General features: G+C 69.7%; 20 protein-coding genes and 1 pseudogene. 7 read left to right on the forward strand and 14 right to left on the reverse strand.

Features of this window, described 5'->3' with window-relative positions:
• Window positions 1-52: 52 nt before the first annotated feature.
• Window positions 53-1,723, reverse strand: a complete 1,671-nt coding sequence (cdgB, locus tag ACWDA7_RS06325; protein ID WP_450603025.1) for a diguanylate cyclase CdgB — start codon at window positions 1,721-1,723, stop codon at window positions 53-55.
• 471 nt (window positions 1,724-2,194) lie between these two features.
• On the opposite strand from cdgB, the gene ACWDA7_RS06330 reads away from it, so the two are divergent.
• Entirely contained in the window at window positions 2,195-2,770 is a 576-nt protein-coding gene (locus tag ACWDA7_RS06330) for a flavin reductase family protein (protein ID WP_450603026.1), read from the forward strand.
• Window positions 2,771-2,862: 92 nt separating this feature from the next.
• Here the strand turns inward: ACWDA7_RS06330 and arfB are convergent, their stop codons facing one another.
• Window positions 2,863-3,291 carry an alternative ribosome rescue aminoacyl-tRNA hydrolase ArfB gene (gene arfB, locus ACWDA7_RS06335; RefSeq protein ID WP_433131675.1) on the reverse strand — a complete coding sequence of 143 codons (429 nt, stop codon included), beginning with the start codon at window positions 3,289-3,291 and terminating at the stop codon, window positions 2,863-2,865.
• A 211-nt stretch (window positions 3,292-3,502) separates the two neighbouring features.
• On the opposite strand from arfB, the gene ACWDA7_RS06340 reads away from it, so the two are divergent.
• Both ACWDA7_RS06340 and ACWDA7_RS06345 read left to right on the forward strand, forming a co-directional pair.
• Window positions 3,503-4,078 (forward strand): TerD family protein, encoded by a 576-nt coding sequence (locus ACWDA7_RS06340; RefSeq protein WP_450603027.1) that lies wholly within the window; start codon window positions 3,503-3,505, stop codon window positions 4,076-4,078.
• Between the two features lie 118 nt (window positions 4,079-4,196).
• The gene (locus ACWDA7_RS06345) at window positions 4,197-4,709 is read left to right on the forward strand and encodes a GNAT family N-acetyltransferase (RefSeq protein WP_450603028.1); all 513 of its coding nucleotides are present in this window, start codon (window positions 4,197-4,199) and stop codon (window positions 4,707-4,709) included.
• Between the two features lie 108 nt (window positions 4,710-4,817).
• On the opposite strand, the gene ACWDA7_RS06350 is transcribed toward ACWDA7_RS06345, so the two are convergent.
• Window positions 4,818-6,755, reverse strand: a complete 1,938-nt coding sequence (locus ACWDA7_RS06350; protein ID WP_450603029.1) for a LamG-like jellyroll fold domain-containing protein — start codon at window positions 6,753-6,755, stop codon at window positions 4,818-4,820.
• A 201-nt stretch (window positions 6,756-6,956) separates the two neighbouring features.
• The gene (locus ACWDA7_RS06355; RefSeq protein ID WP_450603030.1) at window positions 6,957-8,357 is read right to left on the reverse strand and encodes a M1 family metallopeptidase; all 1,401 of its coding nucleotides are present in this window, start codon (window positions 8,355-8,357) and stop codon (window positions 6,957-6,959) included.
• A 63-nt stretch (window positions 8,358-8,420) separates the two neighbouring features.
• On the opposite strand from ACWDA7_RS06355, the gene ACWDA7_RS06360 reads away from it, so the two are divergent.
• Window positions 8,421-8,936 carry a hypothetical protein gene (locus tag ACWDA7_RS06360; RefSeq protein ID WP_359399951.1) on the forward strand — a complete coding sequence of 172 codons (516 nt, stop codon included), beginning with the start codon at window positions 8,421-8,423 and terminating at the stop codon, window positions 8,934-8,936.
• 75 nt (window positions 8,937-9,011) lie between these two features.
• Entirely contained in the window at window positions 9,012-9,695 is a 684-nt protein-coding gene (locus ACWDA7_RS06365; protein WP_450603061.1) for a pentapeptide repeat-containing protein, read from the forward strand.
• A 29-nt stretch (window positions 9,696-9,724) separates the two neighbouring features.
• Here ACWDA7_RS06365 and ACWDA7_RS06370 read toward each other — a convergent pair whose 3' ends face one another.
• From ACWDA7_RS06370 to ACWDA7_RS06385, 4 genes and pseudogenes are all read right to left on the reverse strand, one after another.
• The gene (locus ACWDA7_RS06370) at window positions 9,725-10,198 is read right to left on the reverse strand and encodes an N-acetyltransferase family protein (RefSeq protein WP_450603031.1); all 474 of its coding nucleotides are present in this window, start codon (window positions 10,196-10,198) and stop codon (window positions 9,725-9,727) included.
• Between the two features lie 151 nt (window positions 10,199-10,349).
• Window positions 10,350-10,571, reverse strand: a pseudogene (locus ACWDA7_RS06375) (glycoside hydrolase Chb); the annotation flags it as partial.
• Between the two features lie 133 nt (window positions 10,572-10,704).
• On the reverse strand, window positions 10,705-12,111 hold the full coding sequence (locus ACWDA7_RS06380) for an NAD(P)/FAD-dependent oxidoreductase (RefSeq protein ID WP_450603032.1): 1,407 nt from the start codon (window positions 12,109-12,111) through the stop codon (window positions 10,705-10,707).
• 10 nt (window positions 12,112-12,121) lie between these two features.
• Window positions 12,122-12,820, reverse strand: a complete 699-nt coding sequence (locus ACWDA7_RS06385; RefSeq protein WP_450603033.1) for a rhomboid-like protein — start codon at window positions 12,818-12,820, stop codon at window positions 12,122-12,124.
• Window positions 12,821-13,036: 216 nt separating this feature from the next.
• Here ACWDA7_RS06385 and ACWDA7_RS06390 point away from each other — a divergent pair, with 216 nt between their 5' ends.
• The gene (locus ACWDA7_RS06390; RefSeq protein ID WP_450603034.1) at window positions 13,037-14,095 is read left to right on the forward strand and encodes a right-handed parallel beta-helix repeat-containing protein; all 1,059 of its coding nucleotides are present in this window, start codon (window positions 13,037-13,039) and stop codon (window positions 14,093-14,095) included.
• 43 nt (window positions 14,096-14,138) lie between these two features.
• The gene (locus ACWDA7_RS06395; RefSeq protein WP_360993210.1) at window positions 14,139-15,191 is read left to right on the forward strand and encodes a methyltransferase; all 1,053 of its coding nucleotides are present in this window, start codon (window positions 14,139-14,141) and stop codon (window positions 15,189-15,191) included.
• Window positions 15,192-15,288: 97 nt separating this feature from the next.
• On the opposite strand, the gene ACWDA7_RS06400 is transcribed toward ACWDA7_RS06395, so the two are convergent.
• The 6 genes from ACWDA7_RS06400 to ACWDA7_RS06425 are packed head-to-tail and all read right to left on the reverse strand — an operon-like array spanning window position 15,289 to window position 19,378.
• Window positions 15,289-15,621: a TcmI family type II polyketide cyclase gene (locus tag ACWDA7_RS06400; RefSeq protein WP_450603035.1), complete on the reverse strand. Its 333-nt coding sequence runs from the start codon at window positions 15,619-15,621 to the stop codon at window positions 15,289-15,291.
• Window positions 15,622-15,638: 17 nt separating this feature from the next.
• A complete protein-coding gene (locus tag ACWDA7_RS06405; protein WP_359399919.1) occupies window positions 15,639-16,118 on the reverse strand; it encodes an SRPBCC family protein in 480 nt (159 codons plus the stop codon).
• A gap of 1 nt (window position 16,119) precedes the next feature.
• On the reverse strand, window positions 16,120-16,377 hold the full coding sequence (locus ACWDA7_RS06410; RefSeq protein ID WP_359399922.1) for an acyl carrier protein: 258 nt from the start codon (window positions 16,375-16,377) through the stop codon (window positions 16,120-16,122).
• Window positions 16,378-16,407: 30 nt separating this feature from the next.
• On the reverse strand, window positions 16,408-17,652 hold the full coding sequence (locus tag ACWDA7_RS06415) for a ketosynthase chain-length factor (RefSeq protein WP_450603036.1): 1,245 nt from the start codon (window positions 17,650-17,652) through the stop codon (window positions 16,408-16,410).
• A complete protein-coding gene (locus tag ACWDA7_RS06420; protein WP_450603037.1) occupies window positions 17,649-18,917 on the reverse strand; it encodes a beta-ketoacyl-[acyl-carrier-protein] synthase family protein in 1,269 nt (422 codons plus the stop codon). Before ACWDA7_RS06420 ends, ACWDA7_RS06415 begins: the two co-directional genes overlap by 4 nt.
• Window positions 18,914-19,378, reverse strand: a complete 465-nt coding sequence (locus ACWDA7_RS06425) for a cupin domain-containing protein (RefSeq protein WP_450603038.1) — start codon at window positions 19,376-19,378, stop codon at window positions 18,914-18,916. The genes ACWDA7_RS06420 and ACWDA7_RS06425 overlap by 4 nt, the downstream gene beginning before the upstream one ends.
• Window positions 19,379-19,424 lie beyond the last annotated feature (46 nt).

A 19,424-nucleotide genomic window follows, 5' to 3' on the forward strand; every position in this document is an offset into this window, starting at 1 on the left:
CCGCGGACCCCACACGGATGTTCTTCCCGTCACCCATACGCCGACCTGCGGCCTAACCGGCGCGCCGATGCTGTTTGGGACGAGATCGTTTCTCTACGTACATGCGTTCGTCAGCGGATTTCAACACTTCGTCCGCCGTCATTCCACAGTGCGCCCAGCCGATGCCGAAACTCGCGCCGACCCGCATGGCGCGGCCGTCGACCCGGATCGGCTGGATGATCTCGTTGCGCAGGCGCACCGCGAGGTCCTGGGCGTCGGCCTTGCCGAGCCCGTTGGCGAGGACGACGAACTCGTCGCCGCCGAGCCGGGCGACCGTGTCCCCGTCGCGCACGCCGCGGCTGAGCCGCCGGGCGACCTCGATGAGGACGGCGTCGCCCGCGTTGTGCCCGAACCGGTCGTTGATCGACTTGAAGCCGTCGAGGTCGCAGAAGAGCACCGCGAGCCCCTTGGTGCCGTCGTCGGTGTCACCGTCCGGGGCGACGGTGTGCACATGGTGGTCGAAGGCGTCGTACGGGCCCGGGGCGGCATGGAAGTCGAAGGTGTGCCCGGGGCCGTCGAACGCCGGGTGACCCACCCCGTGATCCCCGTACGCGGCGTCCAGGGAGTCCGCCGCGCCCAGCGGCAGGGACTGCGGGCGCTGGCAGAGACGGGCGGACAGCCGAGAGCGCAGCTCGGCGGAGTTGGGCAGACCGGTGAGCGAGTCGTGCGAGGCCCGGTGGGCGAGCTGTAGCTCGCGGCGCTTGCGCTCCTCTATGTCCTCGACGTGGGTGAGCAGGAAGCGGGGCCCGTCGGCGGCGTCCGCGACGACGGAGTTGCGCAGGGAGACCCAGACATAGGTGCCGTCCCGGCGCCCGAGCCGCAGCTCGGCCCGCCCGCCCTCGGCGGAGGTCCGCAGCAGTGTGCCTATGTCCTCGGGGTGCACCAGATCGGAGAAGGAGTAGCGGCGCATGGCGGAGGCGGGCCGGCCCAGCAGACGGCACAGCGCGTCGTTGGTCCGCAGGATGCGCCCGTGCTGCTCGCCGCCCATCTCGGCGATGGCCATGCCGGAGGGGGCGTACTCGAAGGCCTGCCGGAAGGACTCCTCGCTGGCGCGCAGAGCCTGCTGCTCCCGCTCCAGGCGGACCAGGGCCCGCTGCATGTTGGCCCGCAGCCGTGCGTTGCTGATCGCGATGGCGGCCTGGAAGGCGTACATCTGCAGCGCCTCCCGGCCCCAGGCCCCGGGCCGCCGCCCGTTGCGCGGCCGGTCGACGGATATGACCCCGATGAGCTCACCGCAGGAGCCCTGCACGCCCGGCGTGTACATGGGCGCGAAGAGGCGGTCGGAGGGGTGCCACTCGTCCTCGAAGCGGGGCTCGGGACCGTCGGTGTGCCACTGCGGCACATCGTCCTCGTCGAGGATCCAGCCCTCGGTGTGGGATATGAACCTGAGGTCGCCCCAGGCCTCGCCCATGCCCAGCCGGCGCTCCCAGGCAGCGCGGGAGCCGACCCGTCCGGTGATCAGCGACTCCGCGGCGGAGTTCCCGGCGAATGCCGCGACGACGAGGTCGCCGTCCGGGCGTACGAGGTTGACGGCCGCCAGCTCGTAGCCGAGACCGGTCACGATGCCGTCGGCGACGGTCTGCAGTGTGTCGGCCAGGCTGCGGGCGGTGTTCATGTCCGCCATGACCTGATGCAGCTGCCGCAGGGTCGCAAGGCGGACATACGGCTCCGACTCGGTCTCCATTCGCCCTCCCCTCGAGGTCTCGCAGCAACTCCAGGGACGCGTCGGCGTACTACGGTTCTCCCGGTTTCCCTAGGTGCGCTACTCGGCGTACTCCGCGCGTAGCGTCGTGCAGCGTCCCCGCCACTGAATCACAGCGCGCTCCCCACTAGGTACACAGGGTCAACAAATAACGGCCCCTGTGACTCAAGTCACAGTGAAAGATGAACAATTGAGTGGTGATTCCGCGTTTTCTCTGTGCGTTTACAGAACACAATTGAGCGCCTGTGCAGATCTTGTGATCATACGCGCCAACGGAGTGCGGTCCAGAGTCTGTTGAGTTTACGGCACGCCTCCCGTCGCGGCCGGTCCGGGGTGCGCGCAGGCCTCCCGCAGCGCCCCGGGGCGTCCGCCGGCGTCCGCCGATGGTCCTAGGTCGCGGTTCGGGCCCGGGCCCGATGTGCGGGTTCGCGGGCGCCGACTAGCGTTCCCGACGTGCTGAAGGCTCCCCCTGCCACGCCCGTGCCCGTCGTACCGCCCGCCCCCGGGCATGCTGAGGGGGTGAGCAACGACGAGTTCCGCGCCGCCATGTCCCGGCTTGCCGCGGGTGTGGTCCTGGTGACCTCGCGCGAGCCGGCGCTGGACCCCGAGGGGCCCGGCGCCGAGGACGTCGGCATGACCGCAACCGCTTTCATGTCGGTGTCCCTGGACCCGCCCCTGGTACTGGTCAGCCTGCGCGAGGGTTCCCGTATGGACGACCTCCTCGCCGAACAGCCCCTGTGGGCCGTCTCGGTGCTCGCGGAGAGCCAGCGGCACATCGCGGGCCGGTTCGCCATGAAGGGCCGCATCAGCGACCGGCTCCTGTTCGAGGACATCCCGTACGTCCGCGGGGAAACCTCCGACGCCCTCCTGGTCGGCGGTGCGCTGGCGACCCTGGAGTGCCGTACGGAGCAGCGCGTGGCGGCCGGCGACCACACCCTGGTCATCGGCCGCGTGCTCGGCGCCCGGGTACCGAGTGCGGAAGGCGGGCCGCTGATGTACTTCCGGGGCCGCTACCGGCATCTGGGTTGAGGGAGTTCGCCTTCCCCGGACGCCCGGTGAAGGCATGGAGAATTCGCTTTCCCGCTCCGCCGTTTTCCGTCGCGAATTCGAAAAGGAGCCTTTTAACTCCAGTCCCGCCCCGACCGGCCGCGCTTGGTTTCGGAGCGCTGCTTCTTCTCGCGCAACCGGCGCTCGTTGATCCCCCGGGGGATGCGGGTCGCCCTCCTGGGTCTGGGTGGTGGCGCCGTCGCCTCGGCGAGCAGCGAGGCGAGGCGTACGGCGGCGGCCTCGCGGTTGCGCCACTGCGAACGGTGCTCGGAGGCGCGCACGGTGACGACTCCGTCGACCAGCCGCCCCGCCAGCCGCTCGAGGGCCCGCTCCTTCCACACCGGGGGCAGCGCCTCGGTCCTCGCTAGGTCGAAACGCAGCTCGACCTGCGTGTCACTGGTGTTGACGTGCTGCCCGCCCGGCCCCGACGACCGCGAGAAACGCCACATGAGCTCGGCCTCGGGAAGCGAGACGGAGCCGCGGATGGTGTACGGACCGGACATGCCCCCATGGTCGCGCGGACCCGCGGCCCGCGTCACGCGAATATCGCCGGCGCCCGGCGCCGCCCGAGACCGCAGGTAAAGAAAGTAAAGAGATGCGGAACCATCAGGACCCCTCTTGGCGTTGATACCGGTAGCTGTAGCTTCGTCCCCGTACGAAGCCAGCGCACAAGTACCGCACCGCGTACGCGACCGAGGGAAGGGACTCCCAACAATGGCTGTAAGCCTGTCCAAGGGTGGCAACGTCTCGCTCACCAAGGAGGCTCCGGGCCTGACCGCCGTCACCGTGGGCCTCGGCTGGGACGTCCGCACCACCACCGGCACGGACTTCGACCTCGACGCCTCGGCGATCGCGGTCAACAACGAGGGCAAGGTCTACTCCGACGCCCACTTCGTCTTCTTCAACAACAAGCAGACCCCCGACAACACGATCGTGCACACCGGTGACAACCGCACGGGTGAGGGCGCTGGCGACGACGAGGCGATCAACGTCAACCTGGCGGCCCTCCCGGCCGACATCGATAAGATCGTCTTCCCGGTCTCCATCTACGACGCGGAGTCCCGCTCGCAGAACTTCGGCCAGGTCCGCAACGCCTACATCCGGATCGTGAACCAGGCCGGCGGCCAGGAGATCGCCCGCTACGACCTCTCCGAGGACGCGGCCACCGAGACCGCCATGGTTTTCGGCGAGCTGTACCGCAACGGCGCGGAGTGGAAGTTCCGCGCCGTCGGCCAGGGCTACGCCTCGGGCCTGGTCGGCATCGCCCAGGACTTCGGCGTCAACGTCTGACATCCCGCAGCAGGCCTGAGCGGGAGCCCCGGCGCGCCGGGGCTCCCGTCTGTCCTCCCGGAGCGCCGGGTCCCAGCTTCCCGAAGGCGCGCCGCCGGGTGCGCGATACGTTGGCTCTGTGATCCTCGAGCCCCTCCGCCTCACCCGCGACCACGACATCCCGGCGCCGCTGCTCACCGAACTCACCGCGCTCTACGCGTCCAACCGCGACTTCCACGCGCTCAGCGGTGACTTCCCCGACCCGGCCGACATCCGCCCGGAGCAGGTGGCGACGGCGCTGGCCGGGGAGGTGGTCAACCCGGACGTGGAGGTCCTCCTCGCCCGCAGTGCCGGGCGCCTGGCGGGAGTCGCGATCACTCTCGCCCACCACCCGGACCCGGCCGATCCGGACCCCTGGATCGGCCTGCTGATGGTGGACGCGGGCTTGCAGAGGCAGGGACACGGCCGGCGGCTGGTGTCCCTGGTCGAGGACCGTTTCCGGGCGGCGGGTCGCACCGCTCTACGTCTTGCGGTGCTGGAGAACAACCCCAGGGCGCTGGCCTTCTGGACGGCACTCGACTACGAGACGATCGCCCGCCGGCCGGACCTGCAGCACGGCCGCCCCTGCTTCGTGATGCGCAAAGAGCTGTAAGGAACCCCCGTCACCGTCGCGTCCTGGGTCGAGGCCACCGACGTAGACCAGTCCCCGGAACGGGTGTCTCCCGTCTCCGGCGGGTGGGCCGGAGACGGGAGGGACCGCTTACTGGCCGGTGAGGAACTCGTCCCTGGAGAGGGGGCGGTTCACGATGCGGATGTCACCGACATTGCCGTGGAAGACCATGTCGATGGCGCCCGCGTACGCGTGGCCACCCACCAGCCAGGGCAGTCCGAGCGAGGTGATGCCCTGCGACACCCGGCTCGGGTTGTCGGCGACCGGGGCGCCCTCGACGTACAGCCTCGTGTAGCGGCCATCGTTGACCACCGCGAGGTGCCACCACTTGAGCTCCACCAGGCCGTGACCCCAGTTGGTCGTCGGGTAGGTGTTGTTCAGCGGGTAGTGGTTGAACTGCGGCTCGCGGCCGTTGTTCGAGATGGAGAGCTGGGCCAAGGGCTCGCCCGGGTCGGTGTTCTTGCCGTGCTTGCCGGCGTCTCCGGCCGAGCCCCGGCGGCTGAGTATCGACGCCCAGCCGTTCTTGCCGGCGTCCCAGTCCAGCGGCATCATCACGAACGTCTCGATGGTGTACCCGCTCTTGAACGTCTCGGCGTTCAGCGGAGCCTTCTCCCCCGTGGTCAGGTACGCGCCGTGAAGCGGGTTCCTGCCACCGACGAACTTCAGGCTCGCGTGCGCGGGCTGGTCGGGGTGGTGGTCGGCGGACCAGGTCAGCGCGTCGGCGGCCGTGCCCGGCAGGGTCACCACCGTCAGGTCGTTGCCCTTGCCGGACAGGTCGTGGATCGTCTGGCCCGCGGTGAGCGAGGTGCCGGGCGCGCCCTGGCCGTCGAAGCGCCAGTACGCCAGCGTGCCCTTCACCAGCTCCTTGCTCGCCGGGCGGGCGGGCCGGACCGCGACCGGGGCGAAGCTCGCGAACCGCTCGTCGAAGTCGATCGCCATCGAGAAGTTGTCGACCGGGCCGGTGACCTGGGCGATCTCGGCGGCCAGCTCGGTGCGGGACTCCGGGTCCTGGGCCAGGATCCACGGGTTGATCGTCTCGACGTCGATCGTGTTGCGGGCCAGGTCGAAGTGGTACAGCCGGATCATGCCACCACCGCCGAAGTACCGGTTCTGGTAGTTCGTGATGTGCATGTGCACGTCGTTGCCGGAGGCGTTCTTCTGCGTCATGCGCCCGGGTGGCCAGTAGTGGCCGTTGAGGGTCAGGAAGACCTGGTCGTTCTCATTGATCAGCTTGTCCCACATCGCCTGACCGTTGCCCACGATCACGGCGTTGTTCTCCGGGTCGCCGGACTCGTACGGGAAAACGTTGTCATCGTACGGCGAGGCGACGATGTCGTGAGACGTGACGATCACCGGCATCTTCGGGTGGGCCTTGATGACCTTGTTCGCCCACGCGTAACCCTGGTCGGTGGTCCGCCAGTCCAGGGCCAGCAGCAGCCACGAGCGGCCGGCGGCCTGGAAGATGTGCGCCGTGTTGTAGCCGGTCTCGTCCGACCCGGCGAAGGTCTTCGAGTGCCGGAACCGCTGGGGGCCCATGGTCTGGAGGTAGGGCGTGTCGCCGCGGCTGTCGTCGCCCGAGACGTCGTGGTTGCCGGCCAGCACGCTGTACGCGGCACCGTGCGCGTCCAGCACAGCGAACGCCTTGTCTACCTCCTGGAACGACAACGGGTCGGCGTCCTGCGTCAGGTCACCGAGGTGCGCCATGAACACGATGTTGTTGTCGGCGGTCCCGCTGTTTTCGATGATGTAGCGGAACGACTCCTCCTGCGGCGTCCGGTTGACGCTGTCCTGGGAGCCCCAGTACAGGAACTGGGTGTCGGGCATCACCGCGAGGGTGAACTGGAGGGCGGTCTGATCCGGTCTCCACGTGCCGGCCTTGCCGGTCTTGGCGGCGTCCGCGGCGAAGGCGGGCGACGCGCCGACTCCTACGGCTGCCGCTCCCGCACCGGCCAGCGCCGCGTTGCGCAGAAAGCCGCGCCGGCTCTGCCCGGTCGTGTCGTGTGACGGAGTATCACCGTGAATGGACATAGGGGCCCTTCCCGGGTCGATGGTTCAAACAGCAACGACGCTAGTCAGAAGCGACCCAAGGCGGGCAGACGCCAGATGACGAACGAAGACCGAGTGTCTGTCCGGGACTAAAAGCTCGCGACAAGTGATGCCCACAAGCTGATCTCTTGCTGAGCACGCGGTGACCGACAAGGAACCGGGGCCCAGGCCATGCGAGTCCGCCTAGGCGTGTGACGGTCTCCCATCCCCGTACAGCCAGTCCCGCCAGATCGCGCGGAAGTCCTTGCCCGGCGCCTTCTTCTCGACGTACGCGGTGAAGTCGGCGGTGCTCGCGTTCCCAAGACGGTGGGTGGCGGCCCAGCCCTGGATGATCCCGTAGAAGGCGTCGTCGCCGACGGTCTGGCGGATCTTGTGGAGGACCATCGCGCCACGCTCGTAGACGGGTTTGTCGGAGACGTGCGCGGCGCTCGGCGGCCTCCCGGGCGGAAACGCCCAGATCGCCTCGTCGTCAGCCGGGTCGTCGTAGTAGTCGCCCCGGTCGAGCGCTTCGAAGATCTGCTGGACCGTGTCGCCGCCGTGGTCCTCCTGCCACAGCCACTCCGCGTAGGTCGCGAAGCTCTCGTTGAGCCACATGTCCTGCCAGCTCTCCGGTGTGACGGAGTCGCCGTACCACTGGTGGGCGAGCTCATGGACGAGGGTCTCGGTGTCGGGGGGGCCCGGGAAGACCGGACGGGTCTGGGCCTCCAGGGCGTACCCGGCGTCCTCCGGCCGGTCCACGATGGCGCCGGTGGAGGAGAAGGGGTAGGGGCCGAAGTTGCGCTCCTCCCACTCCAGGATCTCCGGGATCTTCGCCAGGACATCTCGGCTCGCCCGCGACTGGGTCGGGTCGATGGCGACGTACACGGGCAGGCCGTTGCGCAGGGTGGAGCGGGTGACGGCGTAGTGCCCGATCGCGACCGTGGCGAGATAGCTCGCCATCGGCTGTGCGGTGCGCCAGGCATAGGTGGTGCGGTCGTTCTTCGTCGTCTCGCTCGTCAACTCGCCGTTGGAGACCGCCTGGAGCCCCTTGGGGACGGTGATCGTGATGTCGTACGTGGCCTTGTCGGACGGGTGGTGGTTGCCGGGGAACCACGCCATCGAGCCGGTCGGCTCACCGAGCGCCAGCGCGCCGTCGGCGGTCCTCAGCCAGCCCTCCTTCGAGCCGTCCGGGTCGGTGATCGTCTCGGGGGTGCCCGCATAGCGCACCGTCGTGCTGAACGTCTCGCCCTTGTCGAGGTCCCCGGCCGGGCGCACGGTCAGCTCCTGGTCCGCACGGCTCCAGCGCGCCGCACGGCCCTCGACCGAGACGCCGGCCACGTCGAGCCCCTTCAGGTCGAGGTCGAACGCGGACAGGTCGCGGGTCGCGCGTGCCGTGATCACCGCCTTGCCGGTGAGGTGACGGCGGCCCGGGTCGTAGTCCAGGGTGAGGGCGTAGTGGGTGACGTCGTACCCGCCGTTGCCCATCCTCGGGAAGTACGGGTCGCGCAGACCGGATCCGCCGGGCGTACCGCGCACACCGCCGTCGCACGCGGCGAGCGCCAGCGCCAGGACGACGGACGGGACAAGCCGTACGGATCGGGACATGCCCGAGATCTTATGGGGCGGCCCACGACGGCGCGGGCGACCACGGCGTGACACCATCGCCCCGTGCTCGACATCGGCTACGCCCTCTCCAATCGCTTCCCCGACCCCCCGCAGACCGACTACCGCCGCGCGGACGTCCACGCGCTGCGGCACGACCTGTTCTGCGGTGACGTCTACCTGGCGGACACGGAGGCGGACCGCGAGCTGTCCACAGCCTGGGGATGGGTGCCGGTGCTCGACTTCGCGTGGGCGCTGTGCGACATCGCCGAACGACTCGACCGCGACCCCCTCGGCAGCCGGGCCGCACGGCCGCAGCACGCGGAGCTGGACTTCACCGAGTCTCCCGACCGCCTGCTCTTCGAGCGCCGCTTCGGCTGGGTGGACATCGAGGCGGAGTGGCTCCCGGCGGCCGAGCCCCCGCTGACCTTCTCCCACACCGAAGTGCGCCGGGAGGCCCGCGACTTCCTGCACGACCTGATCGCCGACCTCACCGACCTGCACGAGGACCTCGGCGAGAACCCGGCGATCTGGACGCTTCAGGCCCGTTTCCCGAGGATGCGCCAGGCGCCGCGTCGATAGGGCACGGTCCGTCCGCCCCCTTCTTTCCTGGTCCGCGGGGCAGGCCGTAGGTGATTGTCAGTGGCGCAGGGCACGATGGGGGGCATGGTGCGAGGCGACCGGGTGGTGAAGACGGCGCGGCGGCCCGAGATCCGGCTGCCGGAGCTCGTGGCTTTCGAGGACAGCGTCCTGGAGCCGGACGGGGACTACGACGGGCTCGAGTTCCAGGACGCGGACTTCGCAGGCCAGGACGGCGGGGGCGCCCGGTTCATGGACTGCGCGCTGACGGGCTGCGCCCTGGACGAGACGCAGCTGCGCCACGCGCGCGTGCTGGACTCCGTACTCACGGGTGTACGGGGCGTGGGTACGGACCTCGCTGAGGCGAGTCTGCGCGACGTGGAGCTGGTGGACGCCCGGCTCGGCGGGGTGCAGCTGCACGGCGCGGTGCTGGAGCGTGTGCTGGTGCGCGGCGGCAAGATCGACTATCCGAATCTACGCAAGGCACGGCTCAAGGACGTCGTCTTCGAGAGCTGTGTCCTGATCGAGCCGGACTTCGCAGGCGCCCGGCTGGAGCGGGTCGAGTTCGTGGACTGCGTCCTGAAGGGAGCCGATCTCACGGCGGCGACGCTGGTGGACGTGGATCTGCGCCGCGCGGCGGAGCTGGACATCAACCGCGGGATCGACCGCCTGTCCGGCGCGGTGATCAGCCATGCCCAGCTCCTGGACCTGGCCCCCGTGCTGGCGGCGGAGATGGGCGTGCGGGTGGCGGGGGACGACTGAGGCGGGGGCTCCACCCAGGCCCGGCGCTCCTACGCCTGACGCCCGAACTGCGCCAGCGCCGCGTCCGTCAGCCGGTACACCGTCCACTCGTCCTGCGGACGGGCGCCCAGTGCCTCGTAGAACTCGATCGCCAGCCGGTTCCAGTTCAGGACCGACCACTCCAGGCGCTCATAGCCGCGCTCCACACAGATACGCGCCAGTTCCCTCAGGAGTGCCTTGCCGTACCCGGCGCCGCGGGCCTGCGGGCGGACATAGAGGTCCTCCAGGTAGATACCGTGCACGCCCCGCCAGGTGGAGAAGTTCAGGAACCACAGCGCGAAGCCAACGACCTCGCCACCCTCCTCCACGACATGCGCGAACGCCGCCGGGCGCTCACCGAACAGGGCCTCGTGGAGCTGTTCCTCGGTGGCCCGCGCCTCGTCGAGGGCCTTCTCGTACTCGGCCAGTTCGCGGATCAGGGTATGGATGACGGGGACGTCGGCGGGGGTCGCGGTGCGTATCACCGTCGCAGTCTCACACAGAACGGGCGGGACCCGCAGGCCCCGCCCGTCCTCTCAGCCGCCGGTCAGCGCGGCACTCACCGTCAGACCAAGCACGGCGGACACGGCAAGCACCGCCGCCCATGCCTGTCTCCCGCGACACCTCTCGATCCGGTCAGCGGACAACCGCCCGTGTCGGTCCGCTCACTGCGGATCCGTCCTTGTGACCCGTGCGGTGCGCGGTCACCTTCACGGTGATCTTCTTGTCCTTCTGCGCCGACTTCAGCACCAGCGAGGACCTGGTCGCCCCGCTGATCGCCCTGCGGTCCGCGTACCACTGGTAGGAGTAGGACACGGCGGCCGGACTCCAGGTCCCGGCAGACGCCTTCAGGGTCCGTCGATTCCCCCCAAGTCAACGGCCGGTAAAGCACGTCGGGAGGATCCTCGCGCACAGGACCGACACATCACCCGCGAGATTTTGATGAGGGGACCCGAAACGATGCGCCAACTCCCTTGAGTGGCAGGTTCCTTCAGTGCCGCCCGGCCACTCGGTCGGCGAACTGGGCCAGCTTCGAGGACTCGGCGCTGTGCGTGGTCCGTTCACGCCGGTCCGCCGTGCGATAGGTGGCGTACATACCGTGCACACCGAGCCACCGCAGGGGCTCCGGCTCCCACTTGCGCACCCGGTGGTTCACCCAGGGCAGTGTGGTCAGCCCGGTCGCACCCGCCTGGCCCGAGTCCTGCCGGACGAGGTCGCGCAGTGTGCGGGCGGCGAGGTTCGTGGTGGCGACGCCCGAGCCGACGTAACCGCCCGCCCAGCCGAGGCCGGTCGACCGGTCCAGGGTCACCGTGGCGCACCAGTCGCGCGGCACTCCCAGCACACCCGACCAGGCGTGGGCCACGTTCACCCCGGCCAGCGACGGGAAGAAGCGGATCAGGATGTCGTACAGCGCCTCGACGGTGGCCGGCTGCGTACGGCCGTCGTTGTCCGTGCGGGAGCCGAAGCGGTAGGGGACGCCGCGGCCGCCGAGTGCGATCCGGCCGTCGGCGGTGCGCTGCGCGTACATGTACGCGTGCGCCATGTCGCCCAGCGTCTCGCGCCCCTCCCAGCCGATCCGCGCCCACTGCTCGTCGGTGAGCGGCTCGGTCGCGATCATCGAGGAGTTCATGGGGAGCCAGGTGCGCTTCTGGCCCTTCAGCGACGCGGTGAAGCCCTCGGTGCAGCGCAGGATGTAGGGCGCCCGGACCGTGCCGTACGGCGTCACCGCGTGCTTCGGACGGATCTCCGTGACCGGTGTGCACTCGTGGATCGTGACTCCGAGCGCCTCGACGGCCGCCGCGAGACCCTTGACCAGCTTGACCGGGTGTAGCCGTGCCCCGTGCGGGGTCCAGGACGAGCCGACCGCGTCGGCGACCCTGATGCGCTCGGCGGTCTCCCGGGCGCCGTACAGCTCGCGGTCCTTCTCGCCGAACGACAGCTCGTGCTCGTGGAACGCCTTCAGCCGGGCGAGCTGCGCGGGCGTGTAGGCCACCTCCAGGACGCCGCCGACATGCACGTCCGCGTCGATGTCCTCCTCCCGGGTGACCCGCACGACCTCGGCGACGGTCTCGTTCATCGCCTGCTGCAGCCGTACGGCGGCCTCGTGTCCGTGCAGCGCCGCGTACCGGTCGCGGCCCGCGACGCCGTTGTAGAGCCAGCCCCCGTTGCGTCCGGAGGCGCCGTAGCCGCAGAACTTCTGCTCCAGCACGGTGATGCGCAGGAAGGGCGCGGCCTTCTTCAGGTAGTACGCGGTCCACAGACCGGTGTAGCCGCCACCGACGATGACGACGTCGGCGGACCCGTCCCCGGCGAGGGGCTCCCGCTGGGCGGGGATGCCGTCGTCGGCATACCAGAAGGAGACGCCGCCGTTGACGGCGCTGCTCACTACGCTGCTCATGTGCCGGACGTTAACTCCTGAGGACGGCCAGTGTCTCCTTCGGATTCCATGGTTTTCCGCGGCCCCGGGTCAGCGGACAGCACGCGAGACCGATCAGCACCGCGATGAAATGCCCGAAATCGGTGAACGTGGGCGAGGCGGTGAGGGGGACGGTGTACACCAGCAGCACGACCGCCAGATAGGCGTACCGCCAGGGCACCGCGATCCGGTACGTGAGCACGGCGACCGCTCCGGCCAGTGCGTAACTCACCCCGATGTCCAGCGTGTTGGCCGCAGACTCCGGGGCCGCCCCGTCCCGTATGGCCTGCAGCAGCGCGCCCTCGCCGGCGAGTGTGGCCAGCACGTGCGCGGCGACGCACACGGCCAGCCAGCGCGCGGTGCCCAGCCAGCGCTCCGCCTGCGCGTGGAAGACCGTGTAGAGCGCGGCGCAGGGCAGCCAGTGCCCGCCGTCGATCCACATCGCGCTGCTGATGAACGCGCGCACCGGGTCGGACGACAGCTGGTTGATGTTGGTGGACCGGTGCCGCAGGAAGTTCTCCTCGAACTGCGGCGGCATGTGGTGCAGGACCACGGTGGTGACGAACAGGATCAGCAGCCAGACGTAGGTGCCCGGGGCGCTGCGGACGTAGGCAGCCACCGCCGCCACCCCGCGTCTGATTCGTATGGCCCTGTACACATACGCAAGTATGGTCGGGAAGGTGATCGACATGCCTCGCGAGCAGGCCACCTCACAGTGGAAATTCAGCGGTGTGGCGGGACGCCCCGCACAGTCGACCGCCGGCCGGGTCCGGCGCGGCCCCCACGGGCCGACTCCCGGGGCACACACGGCGATCGGCCTTGAGGGGACGCGCCACGGCCGATGCAGACACGCCGCCGGATGGCCGATCCGGCTTTCAACGGCCCATCCAGTCATAGCGTACAGAATATGACGAAACGCAATACCGCCTATCTCCTGTGCACCACCGCGCTCATCGGGTCGGGACTCAGTTGCTCGGCCGCCACCGCCGCGGGCCCCATGACCCACATGGTGCGTCCCGGGGACTCGCTTCAGAAGGCCGTGGACGCCGCCGGGCCCGGCGACACCATCGTCCTCGCCTCCGGCACCTACCGTGAGAGCGTCCGGGTGACCAAGTCCGGGCTGACCCTGCGCGGCACGGGGAAAACCGTGATCGCGCCGGCCGCATCCTCCTCGAACGCCTGCGCGCGAGCCGGTAGCGGCATCTGCGTCGAGGGGACGAACGGCCACCCGGCCGACAACGTCACCATCGAGTCACTGACTCTGTCCGGCTTCTCCAAGAACGGACTGTGGTCGTCGCGGGCGGACGGGCTGACGGTCCGCCAGGTGACCGCCGAGAAGAACGGTCAGTGGGGCATCTCGCAGGAACGTTCCACCCGCGGCACGTTCGTCGACAACACCCTCCGGGACAACGGGAACGCGGGACTGTATCTCGCCAACACGTTCACGACCGAGGCAGGAGCCACGGACACCCGCGGGACGCTGATCGGACGGAACCGTCTGCAGGGCAACCGGATCGGCATCACCCTCAAGCGCCTCAGAAACCTGACCGTCGCGACCAACGACATGACCGCGAACTGCGCGGCGGTATTCGTCATCGGTGACGAGAACAAACCGCGGGCCGGGGCCCTGACCCTGAGCGACAACTACATCCACAAGAACAACAAGCTCTGCCCGAAGACCGCCCGGGTGCCTGTCGTCCAAGGCGCCGGGATCGTCCTGACGGGCGGCACCGAGAACATCCTGATGACGCGCAACACGATCACCGACAACGTCGGCAATTCCCCCTTCTCGGGCGGCATCGTGCTCTTCAAGAGCTGGTTGGGTGTCCCCAACGAACGGAACCAGGTCATCGGCAACACGCTGCAGCGCAACTCCCCGGCGGACCTCGTCAAGGCGGACACCGGAAAGGGCAACACCTTCCAGGGCAACTCCTGCCGGGCCTCCAAGCCCGCGGGACTGTGCTGACCCGGCCGGCGACCGGCCGCGGACCAGAGAGGAAAAGCAGCACATGACGACCGCAACCACCGCCCCGCCGACGACCGCGAACCCTGCGCCCCCGCCGTCCATGCGGCTGAGGGAACTCGTCTTCGGGGCCGCGTGCGCCGCCGCCCTCCGCGCGGCGGCCCGCCTGGGCGTCGCCGACGCCCTCGGCGACGCACCGATGCGCGCGGAGGACCTCGCGGCCGCCGTAGGGGCCGAGCCCAAGCCGCTGCGACGGCTGCTGCGAGCCCTGTCCTGCTACGGCGTCTTCACCGAGCACGAGGACGGCACCTTCACGCACACCGACATGTCCCGGCTGCTGCGCGAGGACGACCCGAACAGCCTGCGCAACATCTCCCTGTGGTGCACCGAGCCGTGGACCTGGGAGGCATGGCCGCGTCTCGACCAGGCCGTACGCACCGGCCGGAACGTCGTACAGGACCTGTACGGCAAGGAGTTCTTCGTCTATCTCAACGAGGACGCCCCGGAGTCGGCCGACGTCTTCAACCGGGCCATGACGACCTCCAGCAAGCAGTCCGCGCAGGACGTCGCCGAACTCCTCGACCTGTCGGGAAGCTCGTCGGTGGCGGACATCGGCGGCGGCCAGGGCCACGTGGTGGCCAGCCTGCTGGAGAAGTACCCGTCGATGCGGGGCACCCTGCTCGATCTGCCCCGCGTGGTGGAGAAGGCGGACCCGCGGCTGCGCCCGGGAGGCGCGCTCGCGGACCGCGTCAGCATCGTGCCCGGCGACTGCCGTACGTCCATCCCGGTTCATGCGGATGTGTACATCATCAAGAACATCCTGGAGTGGGACGACGAGAGCACCGCCCGGACGCTGCGCAACGTCATCGAGGCGGGCGGCCCCAAGGCGCGGGTCGTGGTCATCGAGAACCTCGTCGACGACACCCCCTCCATGCGGTTCAGCACCGCCATGGACCTCTTGCTGCTGCTCAACGTCGGCGGGGCCAAGCACACCACCAAGAGCATGGTCGACCGGTTGACCGCCGCGGGTCTGATCATCGACACGATCGACCCAGTCAACCCCTATCTGCACGCCTTCGACTGCACCGTCCCGGCATGAACGGCTGCGGCCGGCCCCGCGGGGCCGGCGCCCGCACACCACCGGTCGCCGGGCCCGCGCTGACGCGGGGCCGGCGACCGGTGGCCGTGCGGACGGTTCAGACTGCGGCGTTCCGCTCCCACAGATAGAAGCGCTGCGCCATGGCGTCCTTCGGGGAGCGCCAGGTCGCGGGGTCGTACGCGCTGACGTACGCCGACAACCGCTCACTGATGTCCCGGAAAGCGGGGTGCTCGGCCACCTTGGCGATGGCGGGGCCGGGCTCCCGCTCCGACTCGACGAGATGCATGTACACATCGCCGAACTGGAAGAGGCTGCGCCGGGTGACCCCGACGAGGTGCGGCAGTTCTCCCCGGTCCGAGTCCTCGAACACCTTGGCGATGTCGGGGGCTGATCCGGGGGCCATGCGGGCGACGATCAGGGCCTGGTGCATGAGCTCCTCCGTGCGGTTCAGTCGGCCAGGACCGGCGCAGGCCGTTGCCCGGCAGCGGCCTTCTCGATCTTGTCCCGGATCAGGCCCATCTGGACCTTGGAGTTCCGGTTGATGTTGTCGGTCATCCAGGCGTCGTCGACCGGTGCGTCCGGCCGCATCTCGAAGTCCTGCGTCCAGACCATCCGGGTGCCCTCGGGGACCTCCTCGTACTGCCACCGGATGTTCATGTACGCGAAGGGGCCGGGCTCGACGCGGCGGGCCTTGACGCTGAGCGAGGGGCGGTCCGTCTCCCGCTCCGAGACCCAGCTCCACACGGTGCCCTTCTCGTCGGGATGCATGGTCAGCCGGAACGTCGTCCGGTTCCCCTCACGCGAGAGCACGTCACAGGCGGCGTACTCGCTGAACAACTGCGGCCAGTTCTCGAGGTCGTTGGTCATGTCCCAGACCAGATCGACCGGGGCGGCGATGGTGACGGCGTTCTCCGTGTGTCCGGCCATGTCAGGCTCCTGCCATGAGAGTGCTGTTGACGAGGTCGAGGAACTGTCGAGGGGTCTTGCACCGTTCCGCGTCGGGCGGCATCTGCGTGCCGTGCCGGTTCTCCAGCTCTCCCACGATGCCGAGCAGGCCGAGCGAGTCGACGCCGAGGCTGTCGAAGCCCGTGTCGTAGCACTGCTGGAGTTCCTGCGGGGCGACGGTGACCCCGGCGGCCTTCTTCATCAGGTCGGCCAGTTCTTCCAAGGTGATGCGGTCACTCATGCGGTTTCTCTCCTTTGCTCCAGGACGGCCTCAGAAGGAGGCGTCGCCGACGTCGCGCCGCAGCACGAGCGCCGAGTTCGACCCCATGAGTCCCCGGCTGAGGACCAACGCCGTGCGCAGCTCGGCGGAGCGGACGCGGCCGGTCACCAGGTCGAGGTCATGGTCGATGTCGAAGACGTTGGGGGTGGGCGGGATCAGGTCGTGCTCCATCGCGAGCACCGCGGCCGCGGTGTCCAGGACGGGCGCCGCGCAGTAGCCGCGGCCTATCGCCGTCTTGGGCGCCGTGACCGGCACGCGGCGGCCGAGGGCGTCGGCGATGGCCAGTGCCTCGGCACGATCCGCCTCGGGCACACCGAGGGCGTCGGCGAAGACGACGTCGACCTCCTCGGGGGCGCAGCCCGCCTCGTCCAGCGCACCGCGGATCGCATGGACCAGTCCCTCCCGGGACAGGTCCCAGCGGGAGGCGCCGGTGAAGGTCGCCGCGTGTCCCGCGATGGTGGCCCGTACCCGGGCACCCCGCTCACGGGCCGAGGCCGCGTCCTCCACGACGAGCATGGCGCCGCCCTCGGCGGGCACGAACCCGGAGGCCTCGGCGGTGAACGGGCGGTAGGCCCGTGCCGGGTCGTCGATGGTGCTGAGCTCCTCGTAACCGAGCTGGCAGACCATCGAGTAGGGGGCCAGCGGGGCCTCGGTCGAGCCGGCGACCATCACGTCGGTACCGCGTGCCACGGCCCGTGCGGCGTGCGCCAAGGCGTCCAGGCCGCCCGCCTCGTCGGCGGCGACGACCGAGCAGGGCCCCTTGAAGCCGCGGCGGATGGAGATCTGGCCGGTGCTCGCCGCGTAGAACCAGGCGATGGACTGGTAGGGGCCGACGTAGCGGCTTCCCTTCCCCCACAGCTGCTGGAGTTCCCGCTGACCGAACTCACCACCGCCGGAGCCGGCCGCGGTGACCACACCCAGGGAGAACGGCGCCTCTTCGGCACCGTCCCGGCCGATCCGGGCGTCCTCCAGCGCGAGATCGGCCGCGGCCATCGCGAAGTGCGAGAACCGGTCGGTCTGCACGATGAACCGTTCCTCGATCGCCGACGTCGGCTCGAAGGAGCGGACCTCGCCGGCCACCCGCAGCGGCAGATGGTCGCAGCCTTCGCGGGTGATCCGGTCCAGGACGCTTATGCCCTCCCGAGTGGCCTTCCAGAAGGTATCGATACTCGTTCCGTTGGGCGCGACGACGCCGATTCCGGTGACGGCGGCGCGCCGGGCGCGGGCTGCACTCATCGTGTCCTCTCCCTCTGCCGGGTCATGATCACCGCAGACTGGAAGCCGCCGAACCCGCTGCCCACGGAGAGGACGCTGTCCAGTCTCCGCTCGCGTGCGACGCGAGGCACATAGTCCAGGTCGCACTCGGGGTCCGGGGTCTCGTAGTTCGCGGTCGGCGGTACGACCTGGCGGTCCAGGGCCAGCACACAGGCCACGACCTCGATCGCGCCGATCGCCCCGAGGGAATGCCCCACCATGGACTTGATGGAGCTCATGGGCGTGTCGTAGGCGTGATGGCCGAGGGCCTTTTTCACTGCGGCCGTCTCGTGCCGGTCGTTCTGCCGGGTGCCCGAGCCGTGTGCGTTGACGTAGTCGATCGCCGAGCCGTCGAGGCGGGAGTGGTCGAGCGCCACCTCGATGGCCCGGGCCATCTCCACGCCCTCGCTGGTCAGACCGGTCATGTGGTAGGCGTTGCCGAAGGTGGCATAGCCGCTGAGCTCGCAGTACACGCGCGCGCCACGGGCCCGGGCGTGCTCCAGCTCCTCCAGGACCAGCACCGCGCCGCCCTCGCCCATGACGAACCCGTCACGGTTGTTGTCGAAAGGCCGGGAGGCGTGCGCGGGGTCGTCGTTGTTCGGGGACGTGGCCTTGATCGCGTCGAAGCAGGCCATGGTGATCGGTGAGATCGGTGAGTCCGAGGCACCGGCGATGCAGACGTCCGCCCGGCCCTCCTCGACGGCGTGGAAGGCGTATCCGACCGCGTCGAGCCCGGAGGTGCAGCCCGTGGAGACGGTCTGCACGGGCCCGCTCGCGCCGAAACGTTCCGCCACCGCCGAGGCGAGTGTGCTCGGCGAGAACGCCCGGTGCAGATGAGGCTCGGCCTCACGATGGTCCACGTCCCAGCGCTGCCCGTGCCGGCTGACCAGGACGTAGTCGTGCTCCAGACGAGTGGTGCCGCCGACCGCGGTCCCCAGGGACACCCCGACCCGCCAGGGATTCTCCCGGGCGAGGTCGAGGCCGGCATCCCGTACCGCCTCGTCGCCGGCGACGAGGGCGAACTGGATGTACCGGTCGGCGTGTGCGATCTGCTCCGCGTCCAGCCCGTGGGCCGCCGGGTCGAAGTCGCACTCGGCGGCGATCCGCGAACGCAGGCTGCTCGGGTCGAAGAAGGTGATGCCCCGCGTCGCGGTACGGCCGTTGGCGAGCAGATCCCAGAACGCCGGGACGCCGATGCCGCCCGGTGCCACGATGCCTATGCCGGTGACCGCCACGCGCCGGGTCATGAACGGACCTGACCTCGGTCGGCCGCCCGGGCACCGCCCGCCTCGGCTCCTTCCGCGGCGCCGACCGCGACGGCGTCGGTCTCCTCCGTGTCCACATGGCCGAGCTGCGGGCGCGGCGCCAGCGGACCCAAGTGGAAGACGATGCGGGCCTCGTCGTCCCCGACGTTGCGGAAGCGGTGCCGCATGTACGCGGGGATCATGAGCCCCTGCTCGGGCCGCAGCGGATAGGGGTCGCCGTCCAGGTCGACCTCCAGCTTGCCGCAGACGACGTACACGAACTCCTCGGAGTACGGATGGTAGTGCTCGCCGATGCGGTCGCCGGGCTGCACGATGGCCACGCCCATGAAACCGCTGGTGGAGCCGACCGTGGCCGGCGTGAGCATGGCGCGCAGATCGCCGCCGCGTCTGCGGTTGGGGTCGACCTCGTTGAGATCCACGATTCTGGGACGGGGTTTGATCACGTCGTTTCCTCCGATGGTGTGCTTCGTCGACATGAGGGCGTGGCCG

The organism is Streptomyces sp. NPDC001156 (genome assembly GCF_053598275.1).